General features: G+C 58.3%; 15 protein-coding genes. 6 read left to right on the forward strand and 9 right to left on the reverse strand.

The annotated features are described in order from the left end of the window. The first annotated feature begins 430 nt into the window (after positions 1-430). The 4 genes from DXX3274_RS12230 to DXX3274_RS12245 are packed head-to-tail and all read left to right on the forward strand — an operon-like array spanning position 431 to position 3,519. Positions 431-1,102, forward strand: a complete 672-nt coding sequence (locus DXX3274_RS12230) for an amino acid ABC transporter permease (RefSeq protein ID WP_042859986.1) — start codon at positions 431-433, stop codon at positions 1,100-1,102. Positions 1,103-1,110: 8 nt separating this feature from the next. Continuing rightward, positions 1,111-1,785, forward strand: a complete 675-nt coding sequence (locus tag DXX3274_RS12235) for an amino acid ABC transporter permease (RefSeq protein ID WP_038919234.1) — start codon at positions 1,111-1,113, stop codon at positions 1,783-1,785. Positions 1,786-1,809: 24 nt separating this feature from the next. Beyond that, positions 1,810-2,592 carry an amino acid ABC transporter ATP-binding protein gene (locus DXX3274_RS12240; protein ID WP_038658117.1) on the forward strand — a complete coding sequence of 261 codons (783 nt, stop codon included), beginning with the start codon at positions 1,810-1,812 and terminating at the stop codon, positions 2,590-2,592. 9 nt (positions 2,593-2,601) lie between these two features. Next, positions 2,602-3,519, forward strand: a complete 918-nt coding sequence (locus tag DXX3274_RS12245) for an aminotransferase class IV (protein WP_042859987.1) — start codon at positions 2,602-2,604, stop codon at positions 3,517-3,519. 67 nt (positions 3,520-3,586) lie between these two features. Here DXX3274_RS12245 and DXX3274_RS12250 read toward each other — a convergent pair whose 3' ends face one another. The 3 genes from DXX3274_RS12250 to hisN all read right to left on the reverse strand — a co-directional run bounded on the left by DXX3274_RS12250 (position 3,587) and on the right by hisN (position 6,497). Continuing rightward, positions 3,587-4,396 carry an HAD family hydrolase gene (locus DXX3274_RS12250; RefSeq protein WP_042859988.1) on the reverse strand — a complete coding sequence of 270 codons (810 nt, stop codon included), beginning with the start codon at positions 4,394-4,396 and terminating at the stop codon, positions 3,587-3,589. Positions 4,397-4,424: 28 nt separating this feature from the next. Further along, on the reverse strand, positions 4,425-5,603 hold the full coding sequence (locus tag DXX3274_RS12255; protein ID WP_042859989.1) for an MFS transporter: 1,179 nt from the start codon (positions 5,601-5,603) through the stop codon (positions 4,425-4,427). Positions 5,604-5,705: 102 nt separating this feature from the next. Next, on the reverse strand, positions 5,706-6,497 hold the full coding sequence (gene hisN / locus DXX3274_RS12260; RefSeq protein ID WP_042859990.1) for a histidinol-phosphatase: 792 nt from the start codon (positions 6,495-6,497) through the stop codon (positions 5,706-5,708). A 112-nt stretch (positions 6,498-6,609) separates the two neighbouring features. Here hisN and DXX3274_RS12265 point away from each other — a divergent pair, with 112 nt between their 5' ends. Both DXX3274_RS12265 and fhuA read left to right on the forward strand, forming a co-directional pair. Next, positions 6,610-7,389: a DeoR/GlpR family DNA-binding transcription regulator gene (locus tag DXX3274_RS12265; RefSeq protein ID WP_042859991.1), complete on the forward strand. Its 780-nt coding sequence runs from the start codon at positions 6,610-6,612 to the stop codon at positions 7,387-7,389. Between the two features lie 242 nt (positions 7,390-7,631). After that, the gene (gene fhuA / locus DXX3274_RS12270) at positions 7,632-9,824 is read left to right on the forward strand and encodes a ferrichrome porin FhuA (protein ID WP_042859992.1); all 2,193 of its coding nucleotides are present in this window, start codon (positions 7,632-7,634) and stop codon (positions 9,822-9,824) included. Positions 9,825-9,928: 104 nt separating this feature from the next. Here the strand turns inward: fhuA and DXX3274_RS12275 are convergent, their stop codons facing one another. The 6 genes from DXX3274_RS12275 to DXX3274_RS12300 form a co-directional block, all read right to left on the reverse strand. Further along, on the reverse strand, positions 9,929-10,846 hold the full coding sequence (locus DXX3274_RS12275; RefSeq protein ID WP_152495258.1) for a hypothetical protein: 918 nt from the start codon (positions 10,844-10,846) through the stop codon (positions 9,929-9,931). Between the two features lie 429 nt (positions 10,847-11,275). Next, on the reverse strand, positions 11,276-12,094 hold the full coding sequence (locus DXX3274_RS12280; protein WP_038920993.1) for an ABC transporter permease: 819 nt from the start codon (positions 12,092-12,094) through the stop codon (positions 11,276-11,278). Between the two features lie 33 nt (positions 12,095-12,127). Then, on the reverse strand, positions 12,128-13,399 hold the full coding sequence (locus DXX3274_RS12285) for an ABC transporter permease (RefSeq protein ID WP_042859994.1): 1,272 nt from the start codon (positions 13,397-13,399) through the stop codon (positions 12,128-12,130). A gap of 36 nt (positions 13,400-13,435) precedes the next feature. Further along, positions 13,436-14,467 (reverse strand): ABC transporter substrate-binding protein, encoded by a 1,032-nt coding sequence (locus tag DXX3274_RS12290; protein WP_050569869.1) that lies wholly within the window; start codon positions 14,465-14,467, stop codon positions 13,436-13,438. Between the two features lie 357 nt (positions 14,468-14,824). Further along, positions 14,825-16,285, reverse strand: a complete 1,461-nt coding sequence (locus DXX3274_RS12295) for an NAD-dependent succinate-semialdehyde dehydrogenase (RefSeq protein WP_042859996.1) — start codon at positions 16,283-16,285, stop codon at positions 14,825-14,827. A 21-nt stretch (positions 16,286-16,306) separates the two neighbouring features. Beyond that, the gene (locus DXX3274_RS12300) at positions 16,307-17,572 is read right to left on the reverse strand and encodes a 4-aminobutyrate--2-oxoglutarate transaminase (protein WP_042859997.1); all 1,266 of its coding nucleotides are present in this window, start codon (positions 17,570-17,572) and stop codon (positions 16,307-16,309) included. Positions 17,573-17,601 lie beyond the last annotated feature (29 nt).

The raw sequence follows: 17,601 nt of genomic DNA on the forward strand, positions 1-17,601 counted from the left end.
CGTCAGGAACGCGTCACGGGCGGCCCGAACAGCGAAGGCGAATGCCGAAGGAACCGCGTCAGCGGCACGGTTTAGCCACTAGCCTGAGGTCAAGGAGAGGCGGCGTTTGAGCCTATCCTTGTCGTGCGTGCGATGAAATGGCAAAGAAACTACGCCGTTTATCCCGCACGAAACGATTCACTGACCAGACAAAATTCACCGTTCGCAAAAAAACATGGTGGTTTGTCAACCGTCGCTGGGCTGTCATCGACAGCCCGATTTTCTACCCGCGACTCAGCGAATTTCCCGCTTTCCTTAGCCAAAAATCGGCTATCAATCCGCTTTTTTAGCATTTACTTATCACATTTTTCGGCTGTTAAGATGCGGTGGATATAAAAAACATTATCGATATAACAATTCGTACGCCATTGGCGTTATCAGGGAAAAACACATGCGTTATCAATGGGATTTTTCCGCCCTGCCGCACTGGTGGCCGTTGCTGCTGGAAGGGCTATGGGGAACGGTCCGCATCGGGTTTACCAGCATTCTGATCGGGATGCTGGCCGGCGCGCTGCTGGCCGCCATGAAACTGTCGTCCACCCGGCTGTTGCGCCTGCCTGCTCACCTGTTCATCGGCTTTTACCGCAACACGCCCGCCATCGTGCATTTCTTCTGGATTTACTACGCGCTGCCGGTCGTCAGCCCGCTGACCCTGTCGCCGTTCGCCGCCGCGGTGACGGCCCTGTCGGCGCAGTCGGCTGCGTTTTACGCCGAGGTTTACCGCGGCGGCATCCTGTCGATTGCCGATGGTCAGTGGGAAGGCGCCAAAGCGCTCGGCATGTCGCGCCCGCTGGCGCTGCGCCGCGTGATCCTGCCGCAGGCGCTACGGCGCATGATCCCGCCGTTGATCGAGCGCTCGTTCGAGCTAATCAAATCCACCTCGCTGGCGTCGTCGCTGGCCTACGGCGAGCTGTTGTATCAGGCGATGCAGATTAACAGTCAGAGCTTCCGTCCGCTGGAAGTCTACAGTCTGGCGGCGCTGCTCTACTTCACGCTGCTGTTTATCCTTAGCCTGCTGAGCCAGTACGTCGAGCGGCGGCTGTCTTACGCCCGTGTACAGTGAGGTTGCCGATGCATTATCAATGGAACTTTGGCTTTATCTGGCAACAGTTGCCCGTGCTGCTGCGCGGGCTAGGCGTCACGCTGGAGCTGTGGTTGCTGGCGGGCATCGGCGGCACCCTGCTTGGGCTGGCGCTGGGTATCGCCCGCACCGCGCGTCGCCGCGCCGTGCGTCTGCCGGTGATGGCGTTCGTCGAGCTGTTTCGCAATACGCCGGTGCTGATCCAACTGATCTGGTTTTACTACGCTCTGCCGGTGCTGGCGGGCATCCAGTTCAGCACCTTTGGCGCGGCGACGCTGGCGCTGACGCTCTACACCGCCGCCTACAGCACCGAAATCTTCCGTGCCGGTCTGCAATCGATGGAGCAAGGCCAGTGGGAAGGCGCCAAAGCGCTCGGCATGTCTTACCCGCTGGCGCTGCGCCGCGTGATCCTGCCGCAGGTGTTGCAACGCATGTTGCCCGCGCTGACCAACCGCCTGATCGAACTGGCCAAGGTCACCTCGCTGGCGTCGATGCTGGCGGTCAATGAACTGATGTATCAGGGCCGACTGCTGAGCAGCGATACCTATCGGCCGCTGGAAATCCTCACCGTGGTGGCGTTGTTCTATTTCGTGCTGATCTGGCCCGGCAGCTATCTGGCCGCGCGGCTGGAGCGGCGCTGGCGCTCGCCTTTATCAACCCGATAACCTTTATCAACCCGGTAACCCTTTATGACTGATTCGCAGGATATCGTTTTACGGCTGCGCGGACTGACCAAAGCATTTCACGGTCAGCCGGTGCTGAAAGGCATCGACCTTGATGTGCGGCGCGGGGAGAAAATCGCCATTATCGGCGGCAGCGGTTCCGGCAAAAGCACCCTGCTGCGCTGCCTGAACTTCATGGAGGTGCCGAGCGGCGGCACCATCGAGCTGGACGGCGAGGTGCTGGGTCAACCATTGCCGGACGGCGCGCGACGCTATGCGGAAAAGCAATTGTGCGCGGTGCGCCAGCGTGTCGGCATGGTGTTTCAGCAGTTCAATCTGTTTCCGCACCTGACGGTGCTGCAAAACGTGCAGGAAGCGCTACTGTCGGTGAAAAAACTACCGCGCGCCGACGCCGCGGTCATTGCCCGCCGGCAACTGGAGAAAGTCGGGCTGGCGGACAAACTCCACGCCCGCCCCGGCAATCTGTCCGGCGGCCAGCAACAGCGGGTGGCGATTGCCCGCGCGCTGGCGATGGAGCCGGAAATCATGTTGTTCGACGAGCCCACCTCGTCGCTTGACCCGGAACTGGTGGGCGAAGTGCTGCACACCATTCGCGCGCTGGCGGACGACGGGCGCACCCTGTTGCTGGTGACCCATGAGCTGGGCTTCGCCTGGCACTTCGCCGACCGGGTTATTTTCATCGCCGATGGCGTTATTCACGAAATGGGCAGCGCCGAACAGGTGCTGCGTCATCCCCAACAACCCCGCACGCAGGCGTTTCTGGCCCGCTTCGCCGAACGCGCGTTTTAAGGAGTCGTCATGAGCGCTTCATCCCCTTCCGCCGTTAGCAGTCAGGCTTACCGGCAGGATCCCCGCAACGACGACGTGCTGGTGTACGTCAACGGTGAATTCGTGCATCGCTCGCAGGCGGTGGTATCGGTGTTTGATTCGGGTTACGTCTGCGGCGACGGCGTCTGGGAAGGCCTGCGGCTGGTCAACGGCCGCCTGATTTCCCTCGACGCCCATCTGGACAGGTTGTTGGCCGGCGCGGCCGCCATCCGGCTGGATATCGGTCACAACCGTGCAGAACTGATCGACATTTTGCAGCGCACGCTGGCTATTAATGGCATGACCGACGGCGCGCACCTGCGGCTGATGATCACCCGCGGGCGCAAAAGCACGCCTAATCAGGATCCGCGCTTTATCCTTGGCGGCGCGACGGTGGTGTGCGTGGCGGAATACAAAGTGGTGGATGAAACGGCCAAACAACGCGGACTGGCGCTGTTCACCTCCAGCTACCGCACCAGCACGCCGGACGTGTTCGACCTGCGGCTCAATTCCCACAGCCGCCTGAATCTGATTCAGGCGCTGCTGCAGGCGATCGAGGCCGGCGCTGACGAGGCGCTGATGCTGGACCCGCACGGTTTCGTCGCCAGTTGCAACTCCACCAACTTTTTTATCGTGCGGCGCGGCGAACTCTGGACTTCCAGCGGCCGCTACTGCTTTAACGGCATCACCCGCCAGACGGTGATCGAGCTGGCTCACGCCCACGGCCTGACGGTACGGGCGGACGATTTCACGCTGGCGGAGGCGCTGACCGCCGACGAAGCCTTCGTTACCGGCACGCTGGCGGGCATCACCCCGGTGCGTAAGCTCGATGGACGGGAATTTTCCCCGGCGAATCGCGCAATCACCGATCGACTCAGGCAGTGGTATCGGGAGTTTATTGAAAGCTAACAACGCGTGGTGGTTAGCACGGACTACCACTCCACTCGACCGTTGCTTCCCGACCACTACGCTGGATTTATGCTCTGTCCGGCTGCAAGTTCAGCAGCCGGATGATGGTGTGCATCACCGCGTCTTCGTCGTTGGAGCCGGTAATAAAGCGGGCGGCGGCCTTGGTTTCCTCAAACGCATTACGCATGGCGAAGCTGTAGTCGCCGCAACGCATCAGCTCAATGTCGTTTAACCCGTCGCCGAAGACCGCGGTTTCTTCCGGCGTTACCTGCAACATGTCCTGCAATCGGGCCACCGTGCTGCCTTTGTGCACCCCGACATCGGCGATATCAATCCAGGCCGCTTCGGACACCACGATATAAGCGCGTTCGTCATAGGGCGCCAGATGGGTGCGAGTCTGATGGCAACGCCCTTTCTCATCGAACAGGGAGATTTTGACGAAATCATCCCGCACGGCGTTGAAATCCGGCACCAGTCGGACGGTGGCGTAGGATTTTTTCACTTTCTCGATCATCGCCGGCGCCAGCGAATCCTTCAGCACCGCGCCGTCAGGGGTGCAGGCGATGATCACATGGTCCTGATTCACCGTGTCCAGCGTAGCGATCATCTGCCGGCCGAGCGCATTGTCGATCAGCGACTGGTAGACGTACTCGCCCCGGTGCCGGATGCGGGTGGCGCTGTCGCCCAGAATCCAGAAATCCGCCGCCGGTGCGCCGAACAGTTCTTCGACCCGGTCGCACTGTTTGCCGGTACAGGGCGCAAACTGTACCTGCTTGCGCTGCATTAGCGCCCTGACCTCGGCAAACAGCGCCTGATTGAACTCGCCGTGGCGGTTGAGAAACGTGCCGTCCAGATCGGTAATAATCAGCTTAATCATCACTCTTCTCCGTCATGTGTCCGAACGATTAGACCTTCACTGCTTTGGCGCTCAGCCCAACCAGCGCCAGCAACGCCGCCACCACCAGAAACGCGGCCGACAGGCTGCTGTGATGCGCGATAAACCCGATACTCGCCGGTCCGGCCAACACCCCGAGATAGCCCAGCGTCGTCACCGCCGGCACCGCGACCGCCTGAGGCATACTGGTCTGGCGGCCAATCGCGGAGAACATGATCGGCACGATATTGGAACACCCCAGCCCGATCAGCGCATACCCCAGCAACGCCACCGGCCAGAGCGGCACCCACACCGCCAGCATCAGACCGGCGACCGCCATCGACGCCCCCAGCATCACCACGGGTTGCGGCCCCAGTGTCGTCACCACCCGGTCCCCGGTCAGGCGACCGAGCGTCATGGCGGCGGCAAAACACGCAAAACCGAGCGCCCCTTGCGTGTCCGGCATCCCGCGATGTTCGGTCAGGAAGACCGCGCTCCAGTCCAGCACCGTGCCTTCGGCCAGGAATACGGCAAAGCAGATGAGGCCCAGCACCAGCACCGCGCCGCGGGGAATGGCGAACGCCGGGCCTTCCGGCGGGTTGGCGTACGTCAGCAGGCCGGACAGGTGCGTCAGCAATAACAAGACCGCCGCCAGTACGCTAAGCAGGCTGGCCGCCAGCGGCGACAGCCCCAGCGACATCATGCCGCTCATCGCCCCGGCGCCAACGATGCCACCAATGCTGTAAAACCCGTGAAACCCCGACATCATGGCTTTGCCCGCCGCCTTTTCGACCAGAATCGCCTGCACGTTCATGGCGCAGTCGGTAGTGCCGACCCCGATGCCGAACACCAGCAGCGCGATCGCCAGCAACAGGGTATCCGGGATCACCGCCAGCCACGGCAGCATCAGGCTGAACAGCAGCACCGCCAGCGCGATGACCTTACGGCAGCCAAAACGGGTGGTCAGCATCCCCGTAACCGGCATCGCCACCAGCGCGCCGCCGCCCAGACACAGCAACAACAGGCCGAGCGTACCGTCATCGACAGCGGTATTCAGCTTGGCGAAGGGCACCAGCGCCGCCCAGACGGCGGTGGCGAAACCGGCCAGAAAAAACATGACGCGCGTCGCCCGTTGTTCACGCCGTCCGGGTTCGTCGATGACGCGGCCCGACATAGGGGAATTTTTCAGGGAATCCGTTAACTGTGGCATAAACGATACTGTCTCGTGTGAAAGATCTCGTGTGAAAGGTATTGACCAATAACCGCCGCGGCGCGCGCCGCATATCAACTATCGATTAAGCTAGTCAGTAAACTATCCATTAAGGACTTGCAGCACCTGTTCATGCAAACGCGGGCACCCCGTCGCCAGAATTTGCCCGCCGGCTTCCGGCCGTTCGCCCTGTAACGTGGTCACCATGCCGCCCGCCTGCTCCACAATCGGGATAAAAGCCGCAATGTCATAAGGTTGCAGCGAATACTCCAGGCAGATGTCGATGTGCCCGGCGGCCAGCATCGCCATCGCGTAGCATTCGCCGCCGTAACGGGTCATCAGCGTGCGCTCAGTCAGTTCGGCGAAGCGAATCTGTGGATGACGTTCAATCGGCTCCGGCGACGTGGTATGCAGAATAGCCTGATCAAGCGGTACATTTTTGCGGGTCTCGATTCGCCCTTCCCCCTGCGGGCCGCGATACCAGGCATACCGTCCATCAGCCCAGAACGCCTCGCCGGTGAACGGCTGGCTCATCATGCCCATCACGGCACGGCCCTGATATAACAGCCCGATCAGCGTGCCCCATACCGGCAGCCCGCACAAAAACGGCCGGGTGCCGTCGACCGGGTCCAGAATCCACTGAATGTCGCCGCTGCCGGTCGCACCGAATTCTTCGCCCAAAATCGCGTGTTCCGGATAGTGTTCGCTAATCAACGCCCGAATCGCCCGCTCCGCTTCCCGATCGGCATCCGTCACCGGATCGAAGCGAAATCCCTCTTTGGGTTTGCTGCCGACATGCAGATTCTGGTGTGAGCGAAAACGTGGCAGGGTTTGCTGGCTGGCCGCGTCGGCCAAAGTATGAAAAAACGCCATATCCGGCAGTGGCTGACTCATGGTATTCACCTCTTGCGATAGAATGCGCATCAACAATATTGGATTGACAAATCGTATCATGATGCTTGATTCTGCTCGTTGTGATCGATTTTTTTATAAATAAGGATTGATTATGCTCGATTATGCATCTTTTCCTGAGCAACGACAATCCCTGATCCGGGATCGTCTGCGCAATGAAGGTCGGGTCGTCTGTACATTGTTGTCGCAGGAATTGCGGGTATCGGAACACACCATACGGCGCGACCTGCAGGAACTGGCGCGCGAAGGCGTGTGTAAACGGGTCTATGGCGGCGCCGTCAGCCTGGCTCCCGCTGACGGTCATTTCATCACCCGCGCCGCTGCCGACAGCGAGGCCAAAGATCGGCTGGGTCAGTCCTGCGCGACGCTGGTTCAGGCGGGTCAGTGCGTGTTTATCGATTCCGGATCCACCAATCTGGCTATCGCCCGGGCGATTCCGGCCTCGTTATCCGTGACCGTGGTGACCAACTCCCCCGCTATCGCGCTGGAAATGATGAAATCATCCCATGCGGAGGTGATCATGCTCGGCGGACGAGTGCAACCGCGCACCGGCGGCGCGCTTGGCATCACACCGCAAAAACAGCTGGAGAATATCTATTTCGACCTCTGTTTTCTGGGCGGCTGCGCGCTGGACGCCGCCGAAGGGCTGACCGTGTTTGACTACGAAGACGCGGAATTCAAGCAGGCGGCGGCGCGCAAGAGCAACGAGATCGTGGTGGCGATGACGTCGGACAAGCTCCCGGCTATCGCCCGCTACCATGTCATCCCCTGCGAAGATATCACCACCCTGGTGGTGGAACCGGCGATCCCGGCGGATAAACTCGCGCCTTTTATCGACAAACAGCTGCCGATCCGTTTTGCCGAGGCGCAATAAATCAGCCCTTATGCCGCATGTGTTACCCGCTCCGGCGCGCGGGCGGGTAACGCGGGGTTAACCACCTCGCCATCCCAGCCTGTGACACCGTCTGTTTCACGTAAGCCTCTTCGCTTTACCTTATCTCTACATTCGTACACATCAGGTTACGAATTCTTTCTCTGACAGTATTAACGTTATTGATTATGATAATGATTGTCATTTTCTTTTGTTTTTAATTAAAAATAGTCAGGGAAATCGTAATGATAACAATACAAGGCGCAGGCTTCGGCCAGGTCTCCCCTTCGCATGCCCACAAACGCGCGCTGGCGCTGCTGATTTCCGCCGCCCTGGCGGGTACGGCATCGGTAACGGCCTACGCGGACGACACCATCAACGTTGACGCCTCAACGGCGGCCGCGCCGGAAAATGCGTGGGGCGCCGCACCGACGATTGCCGCCAAACGCAGCGCCACCGGCACCAAAACCGACACATCGATTGAAAAAAATCCGCAGTCGGTATCCGTCGTGACCAGTGAAGAGATGCAAACGCGTCAGGTGGTCAGCGTCAAAGACGCGCTGAACTATACGCCGGGGGTTTTTGCCGGCAACCGCGGCAGCTCAAACACCTATGACGTGGTTAACCTGCGTGGTTTCACCGCGGTCAACACCAACCAGTACCTCGACGGCCTGAAATTGCAGGGCGACAACTATTCGGAAGCGTCGTTGGATCCTTACATGCTGGAGCGGGTGGAAGTGCTGCGCGGACCGGTGTCGGTCTTGTACGGCAAAAGCAGCCCGGGCGGCCTGGTGGCGCTGGTCAGCAAGCGGCCGACGGCTGAAACCATCCGTGAAGTCCAGTTCAAGATGGGAACCGATAACCTGTTTCAGACCGGCTTCGACTTCGGCGGCGCGATCGATGATCAAGGCGTGTACACCTATCGCCTGACCGGCGTGGCGAAAAGCAGCGATACCCAGCAGGATTTCGCTAAAGAGAAACGTTATGCCATCGCCCCATCATTCAGTTGGCAGCCGGATGAAAATACCCGCTTTACGCTGCTGACCAATTTCCAGAACGACCCGTATGCCGGTTTCTACGGCTGGCTGCCGCGTCAGGGCACGGTTAATCCGTTCCTCGACAGCAACGGCAATCAGCATAAGCTGTCCACGTCGTTTAACGATGGCGAAGCCAGCAACAAGATGGCGCGTAACCAGAAGATGGTGGGATACAGCGCCGAACATGCGTTTAACGACACCTGGACCGTGCGGCAGAACCTGCGTTATATGCAGTTGGAAACGCAGTACAGCGGCATCTATGGGTCGGGCATTTCCGCATCGCTGCCGTATGTCATGGATCGCGCATCCGTTATCTCTCACGAACGCCTGAACAGCTTTACTGTCGATAATCAGGCGCAGGCGACGTTTTCCACCGCCGATGTCAGTCATACGATGCTGTTTGGCGTGGATTACATGCGGATGCGCAACGATATCGACGAGTACTTTGGCTCGGCATCATCGCTGAACCTGCTGAATCCGGCTTACGGCGACGATAGCATTCCAGCGGATTCGCTGTCGCCCTGGAACTACCTGAATCGTCAGGAGCAGACCGGGGTTTATGTGCAGGATCAGGCACAGTGGAATCAGTGGCTGGTGACGCTGGGCGGGCGTTACGACCGGGCGAAAACCTCGGCGCAGAATCGCACCGCCGGGACCACCGACTCGAACAGTCAGGGACAATTTACCTGGCGAGGCGGGGTGAACTACCTGTTTGACAACGGCATCACGCCATATTTCAGTTACAGCGAATCCTTTGAACCGACATCGGGCGCCAGCGCCAGCGGCCAGACCTTCAAACCGTCGCTCGGCAAGCAGTATGAAGCCGGGGTGAAATACGTACCGAAGGATCGCCCGCTGGTGCTGACGGCGGCGGTCTATTCGCTGACCAAGAGCAACAACCTGACTACCGATCCCGACAACACCAACTTTAGTGTTCAGAGCGGTGAAATCACGGTGCGTGGGCTGGAGCTGGAAGCCAAGAGCGCGCTGACGCAGAACATCAACGTGACGGCGGCGTATTCGCATGTTAATGCCAAATATACCCACGACACCGATCTGCAAGGTAAACGCCCGTATCAGATTCCCAACAATCAGGCCTCGCTGTGGGCGGATTACACCTTTAACCGTTCCACGCTCAGCGGGCTGACCATCGGTTCCGGCGTGCGCTACGTCGGCAGTTCCTACGGCGATGCGAACAATACCTTTAAGGTGGCGCCTTACGGATTGCTGGATGCGATGGTGAAATACGATCTGGCGGCGTTCGGTATGCCCGGCTCCAGCCTGGCCGTCAATGTCGATAACCTGCTGAATCGCCAGTACGTGGCCAGCTGTTATACCGATTACGCCTGCTACTGGGGCAGCGAACGTCGCGTTACCGCGACCGCCACGTTCCGGTTCTGATTAGGCGGCATTTCAGGGATAGTCGCGGCCCAGGCCGCGACTATCCAATGCCAATACCTTTCAACCGTGCGTTATATCAGGCAGCAACCCGGCAGGTAATGGCATTACTTTTTCGCCACTGCGTCTTTAACGTTTTTCATTTCATTCAGCAACGCGGTTAAGACGGCGGTATCCGTTGACTGGCTATTCTTTTCGGTAACAACCGACACGCCACACTGAGAATGGGTGGTCACTTTCCCTTTCACCGGTAAAGCCACCGCCTGCAAATATCTTGGGTCATTCACTCTGACATAAACAGTCTCTTCAACTGCCCCTGCCTTTTTTACCTTAATGACACCATCTCTGCAGGAAGCATAGATAAAGTGGTGCTTAATTTTATCCAGATTCTCCGGCAATGATGGCACAACCCAGTCGGCAGAAATGGCATCGACGGGCACACTCCCCAATGCTATTTCCGCACTATAACCATCAGATAAATCAATGGATTTTCCATTCTCATTTAATATCTTGTCGTCAATGTCTACTGTTTTGGTTTCGACGATTTTAGTTTCGACTATTTTAGTCTGAACGGTTTTATTATTATTCGTAGAAGAGAGAGGTATTGGTATAAATTTAGTCACTGCAATCGCCAATGCACCAAACTCTTTAACAGCCTTTTCTCTGTTATCCTCTGTATCAACTCCAATGTCTTTCACTCTGTCTGTATTTTCAATTTTGGACATACTAATGTTTGTTTTGGTGAACAGACTTTCTTTAGGAGAAATACCCACTTTGAATTTCTTGTAATCATGATTTAATACAGTGACCTTATATTTTAAAGCGCCATTTTCGCCATTGGATTTTTTTTCATATTCAGGCTCAAAAATCACCGAGGATGATGCCAGATAAAAGCTATCGGATATCTTTTTATCCAGCAGTTTTTCGCCGACGGGTTTGTCACCCTGAATTATTTGATACGATACTTCCGGTTTTACTGCACAGCCCGACAGCACCATCATTGATACGATAATGTACTTTTTCATATTAACCCTCGCCCAGACATGATTGGTTTTATAAAAACAACAAATCCGTTTTTCAAGGAATGAAAAATAAAGCACAAAAAATATCGCCATCATGGCGCATTATAAAATTATGGAAAACACAGAGAGTTCTTTAAGAATGACGTAATAAATCAACAATGCAAGCCGCCTGCATTCACAATTGCGTTAAAAACATTAATTGCATGATTTTTATTGTTATTATTTTTAATAACAGCAGGATTAATATCCAAAGGAATAAATATTCAACAGAGGGAAAATTACCGGATGGATTATTTTGCGCCGCATTGAATCAGAAACAACGCCAGTAGATTAATGCAATCGCACCGCCGCTATAACAAACAACAACGCCCCTGCCAATTCCGGCAAGGGCGCTTAATAGACATGGCTACTGACATCAACCCACCGCCGGAATCAACGCCCGCCGCGCAGTTTCTCCGCACGACGGCGTAGCACCTCCATCACCACCAGCAACACCAGCGCGGCGGCCACCATCATGGTCGCGGCGGCGGCGATGGTCGGATCGAGGTTTTCGCGGATCCCGGCGAACATCTGCAACGGCAGCGTGCGCTGGCGCGGACTGGCGAGGAACAGCGTGACGATCACTTCATCAAACGAGGTGGCGAACGCGAACAGCGCCCCGGAGAATACGCCGGGGGCGATCAACGGCAGCGTCACCTTACGAAACGCCAGCAACGGCGGCGCGCCCAGACTGGCGGCGGCGCGGGTCAGGTTCTGATCGTAATTTTTCAGCACCGCGGTCACGGTGATCACCACAAACGGCACGCCCAGCACCGCATGGGCCAGCACCAGGCCAATATAGCTGTTCAGCAATGACAGCTTGGCGAAAAAGAAGAACATCCCTACCGCCACGATCACCACCGGCGCGATCATCGGCGAAATCAACACCGCCATCACCAGCGACTTGCCGCGAAACTCGCCGCGCACCAGCCCCACCGACGCCAGCACGCCCAGTACCGTTGCCAGCACCGTCGCCAGCGGCGCAATCAGCAGGCTATTGCCGAGCGCGCTGAGCCATTCGCTAGAGTGGAAGAATTCCCGGTACCAGCGCAGGGAAAAGCCCGCCAGCGGGTAGCTGAGGAACGACCCGGCGTTGAACGACAGCGGCACAATCACCAACACCGGCACGATCAGAAACAGCAGCATCGCCGCGCCGTAAAAATTGAAGAAGCCATTCCACACCCGCAGCAACTGCGAACCCTGTTGCCTCATTTCCTTCATCGGTTTCATCGCTTGCTCCTTCGGTTAACGCGCCGCCGCGTCGGCGTCGGTGCGGGTGACACGGATATACACCACATACAGCAGCACCACGATCACCAGCAGTTGTGTCCCCAGCGCCGCCGCCATCCCCCAGTTCATGGTGGTGTTGGTGAAAAACGCGACAAAATAGCTGAGCATCTGGTCGCCCGGCCCGCCCAGCAGCGCCGGCGTAATGTAGTAGCCAATCGCCATCATGAACACCAGCAACGCGCCGGCGGTCACCCCGGCGTAGGTCTGCGGCACATACACCCGCCAGAACGCCAGAAACGGATGCGCGCCCAGCGAAATCGCCGCCCGCACATAGTTGGGCGAAATGCCTTTCATCACCGCATACAGCGGCAACACGAAGAACGGCAACAGAATGTGGGTCATGGAGATGTAGACGCCGATACGGTTAAACACCAGCACCAGCGGCTCATCAATGATGCCCAGCCCCATCAGCGAACGGTTGATTAACCCGCCGGACTGCAGTAACACGATCCAACTGGCGGTGCGCACAATCAGTGAGGTCCAGAATGGCAGCAACACCAGAATCATCAGCAGGTTGGCGCGATTATCCGGCTGTTTCGCCAGCCAGTAAGCCAGCGGGTAGCCCAGCGCCACACACAGCAACGTGACCACGCCCGCCATCAGCAACGTGCGCAGCAGCACATCGACATACAGCGCCTGATCCGCCGGTTGCGCCACCACTTTGTCGGTCTGCGGGTCCACCTTGTGGTCGAATACCGCCAGCAGGTAGTAGCTGGTGAAAGGCCGTGACGCGCGGTCGATGGTTTTCCAGGTGGTCAGTTCGCCCCACATCGGTTGGTCGGCAATCAACTGTTCGCGCAGCCCTTGCTGCTCGTCTGACGGCAACTTGCGCAGCGTGCGGGTGATGAGCTGGCGGTACTGGCCGTCTTCATAACCCAGCCGTTTGGTGATGGTGGCGACCTGCCCGGTGCTGCGGGCATTGCGCAGATCGCTCACCAGCGCCCGGAACACGCTCTCATCCGGCACATTCTTGCCGGACCATTGCCGCATCGCCTCGATAGTGGTCGGCATGCTGACGCGCAGGTCCGGGTTGGACACGCTTTTGCCCAGAATCGACAGTATCGGGAACAGAAAACTGACCAGAATGAACAGGAACAACGGCGCAATCAGCAGCAGCGACCGTTTCTGATAGCGTGCCTGCGCCTGATGCAACTGCTGTTTCAGACTGGTGCGGTTTCCCTCGCCGCCGGCAGGCGGCTCTGCCTTTAACATCTCGTTCTGGGACATAAGCGCTCTCTCCTTGTGATCAATACCGGTTCGGGATTACTTCTGGGCGGCCCAGGCGTTGAAACGCTGCTCCAGCTCTTCGCCGTGATCGATCCAGAACTCGGTATCCACCTGCACCGACTGAGCCAGGTTATCCGGCGCGGTCGGCAGGTTTTTACTGACGGCCGGGTCCAGCAAGGCGGTGGTTTTCGCGTTGGTCGGGCCGTAGGCGATGTTTTCCGCGAACACTTTCTGGTTTTCCGGCTGGTTGGCGAACGCGATGAACTGCTCGGCCAGCGCTTTGTGTTTGGTGCCTTTCACGATGGCCCAGCTATCCAGATCGTACAGGCCGTCTTTCCAGACGATATTGATGCCCGGTTTTTCTTTCTGCGCCACCGCCACGCGGCCGTTGTAGGCGGACGTCATCACCACGTCGCCCGCCACCAGCCACTGCAGCGGCTGCGCGCCGGATTCCCACCACTGGATATTGGATTTGATCTGATCGAGTTTCTTGAACGCACGATCGACGCCGGCCGGGGTCGCCAGCACTTTGTAGACGTCTTCGCGTTTCACGCCGTCCGCCAGCAAGGCGATTTCCAGCGTGAACTTGGCGCTTTTACGCAGCGCGCGCTTGCCGGGGAAATTTTTCACATCCCAGAAATCGGCCCAGCTTTTCGGCGCCTGTTGCAGTTTGTTGGCGTTATAGGTCAGCACGGTGGACCAGACAAAGATCCCGGCGCCGCATTCGGAAACCGACCCTTTTACGAAATCAGCCTGGTCGCCCAACTTTTTCCAGTCCAGCGTTTCAAACAACCCTTCGTTGCAACCGCGCAGCAGTTCCGGACCTTCTACTTCCACCACGTCCCAGCCGACCTGGCCGGTCTGCACCATGGCGCGGATGCGAGCCATTTCACCGTTGTATTCGCCGGCTTCGATCTCGCCCTTGCCTGCCGCCTGGAACGGTTTGTAAAACGCTTTATCCTGCGCGTCCTTGTTGGTGCCGCCAAAGGAAATCACGGTCAGGTTTTCGGCCCAGCCCTGGGAAGCCATGGCAACGAGCAGAGCGGATAATGCAAATTTTTTCAACATGGTCTGGCTCCTGAAGAGAGTAGTCAACGTATGCCCACGAGGGCGAAACCCTTAAATTTTTTTGATGCATAGGCATCATTTTATAAAGCAGTTTTCGTGCCAGTTTCTGTTGTCTGTGTTGAAAAACCGCTGAACGGCGCCGTGGAGAAACCGCACTGTGCAATGTGCACAGTGCCTATGCTGTTTTTCGCGTGATGACGTGTTTTTTACCTGATGACTTGTTTTCTGCCTGATACATTGCGTTGCGCGTGATGAACAAGCCCTGCCGAATTCGCCTTATTGTGGTGCAATATAACCAGGCGATTGCACCACTCTGGCTCGCCAGTACGCGGGATGAACGTCCCTGTTCATCCGCCGTCAGGCTGAAGGGGTGAGGTCAACGCAGAGATATTTCATCTCCAGGTATTCCTCGATGCCAAAGCGTGAGCCTTCGCGTCCCAATCCGGATTGTTTCACCCCGCCAAAGGGGGCCACTTCGTTGGAAATGAGGCCGGTGTTGATCCCCACCATGCCGTATTCAAGCGCTTCCGGCACCCGCCACTGACGGATGGCGTCGCGGGTGTAGACGTAGGCGGCCAGACCGAACTCGGTATCGTTGGCCATCGCCACCGCCTGCGCCTCGTCGTCAAACGGAAACAGCGGCGCCACCGGGCCGAACGTTTCTTCGCGGGCGAAACGCATGTCGCGCGTCACGCCGCCAATCACCGTCGGGGTGAAGAAGGTGCCGCCAAGCGCGTGGCGTGAGCCGCCGGTCAGCAGTTCCGCCCCTTTTGACAGCGCATCATCGATATGTTGCTCGACTTTGCCGACCGCATCCTGATCGATCAGCGGACCTTGCATCACGCCGGGTTGGGTGCCGTCGCCCACTTTCAGCTTTTCCACCTCTTCCACCAGCCGGGCCGCCAGCGCCGGATAGATGCCGCGCTGGACATAAATGCGGTTGGCGCAGACGCAGGTCTGGCCGCTGTTGCGGAATTTGGACGCCAGAATGCCTTTTATCGCCTGCTCCAGATCAGCATCGTCAAACACGATAAACGGCGCGTTGCCGCCCAGTTCCAGCGACAGCTTTTTCACCGTCGGCGCACATTGCGCCATCAAAATACGGCCAACTTCGGTGGAACCGGTAAAACTCAACTTGCGTACCACCGGGCTGTCGCACAGGATTTTACCCACCGACGGCGCTTCGCCGGTCACCACCTGCAACACGCCGGCAGGAATACCGGCCTGTTGCGCCAGTTCCGCCAGCGCCAGCGCGGTAAACGGCGTCTGCTCCGCCGGTTTGACGATCATGGTGCAGCCGGCAGCCAGCGCCGGCGCGGCTTTGCGGGTGATCATCGCCGCCGGAAAGTTCCACGGCGTGATCGCGGCGCACACGCCGATACCCTGTTTGATCACCAGCAAGCGTTGGCTGGCCTGCGGCGACTGCAGTACGCTGCCTTCCACCCGCTTGGCCTCTTCGGCAAACCAGTCGATAAACGAGGTGGCGTAGGCGATTTCACCGCTGGCTTCCGCCAGCGATTTGCCCTGTTCGGCGGTCAGAATGGCCGCCAAATCGTCCTGATTCGCGCGAATCAATTGCGCCCATGCCTGCATCAGCGCAGCACGTTCTTTACCGGTACGCTGACGCCATGCGATTAGCGCCTGTTCGGCGGCGCTAATCGCCTGCTGGGTCTGTTCCGCCGTCACCAGCGGAATGCTTCCCAGCTCGGCGCCGGTGGCAGGATTGGTCACGCTCAGACGCGCCCCGTTGCTGCTATCCTGCCATTCACCGCCGATCAGAGATTGTTGACGGAATAACGTTTTATTTTTCAGTTGCATAACTACCCTTTCACTCACTTCTCACTTCGCCAGAACGCTGCTCAGAATCGACAGCGCCTTGCTGAACTGGGTATCCGGAATGGTCAGTGGATACAGGAAACGAATCACGTTGCCGTGCGTGCCGCAGGTCAGCAGCAGCAGTCCCTGTTCCAGCGCCGCCTGCTGGTATTTTTTGGTGATCTCCGCGCTCGGTTTGCCGGTTTGAGGATCGTTAAACTCCACCGCCACCATTGAGCCGCGGGCGCGAATATCGGCGATCGCCGTATTGCCGGCTTTCGCCCGCTCCAGCGCTTCTACCAGTGTAGCGCCCAGGCGCTGGGAGCGCTGACACAACTGTTCTTCTTCAATCACATCCAGCACCGCCAGCGCCGACGCCACCGCCAGCGGGTTACCGGCATAAGTGCCGCCCAGCCCGCCGGGGCCCGGCGCGTCCATCACCTCGGCGCGACCCACCACGCCGGAAATCGGGAAACCGCCGCCCAGGCTTTTCGCCATGGTGATCAGGTCCGCTTTATCGTCGTAATATTCCATGGCGAATACTTTGCCGGTACGGGCAAAACCGGTCTGCACTTCATCGGCGATCAGCAGCATGCCGTACTTGTCGCACAGCTGGCGTACGCCGCTGATGAATTCCGGCGGCGCAACGTTGAAGCCGCCCTCGCCCTGCACCGGCTCCAGCAGAATGGCCGCGACCTGATCGGCGGCGATATCGGTGTGCAGCAGGCGGTCAATGCTCTCCAGCGCCTGTTCCACGGTGATGCCATGCTGGGCATTCGGGTACAGCGCGTGGAAAATGGACCCAGGGAACGGGCCGAAGCCGGTGGAATACGGCGCCACTTTACCGGTCAGCGTCAGGGTTAGCAGCGTACGGCCGTGGAACGCCGCGCCAAACGCGATCACGCCCGGACGTTTGGTATAAGCGCGGGCGATTTTCACCGCATTTTCAACCGCTTCGGCACCCGTGGTGAAGAAAGCGGTCTTGGCCGGGCCGGCGATCGGCGCCAGCGCGTTCAGGCGTTCCGCCAGCGTCACATAGCTGCCGTAGGGGACGATTTGATATGCGGTATGGGTGAATTTCTCCAGTTGTTCGCGCACCGCCGCCACCAGTTTCGGGTGACGGTGGCCGGTGTTCAGCACCGCAATCCCGGCAGCAAAATCAATATACTCGCGCCCTTCAACATCCCACAGGGTGGCGTTTTCGGCCTTGTCGGCAAAGAAATCGCACATGACGCCCACGCCACGCGGCGTGGCGGCCAAACGACGTTGATTCAATTCGCTGTTACTCATTATTCTGCTCCGATTCGATGAACACACCG

The sequence above is a fragment of the Dickeya sp. NCPPB 3274 genome (assembly GCF_000406205.1).
Taxonomy (GTDB): Bacteria; Pseudomonadota; Gammaproteobacteria; order Enterobacterales; family Enterobacteriaceae; genus Dickeya; species Dickeya fangzhongdai.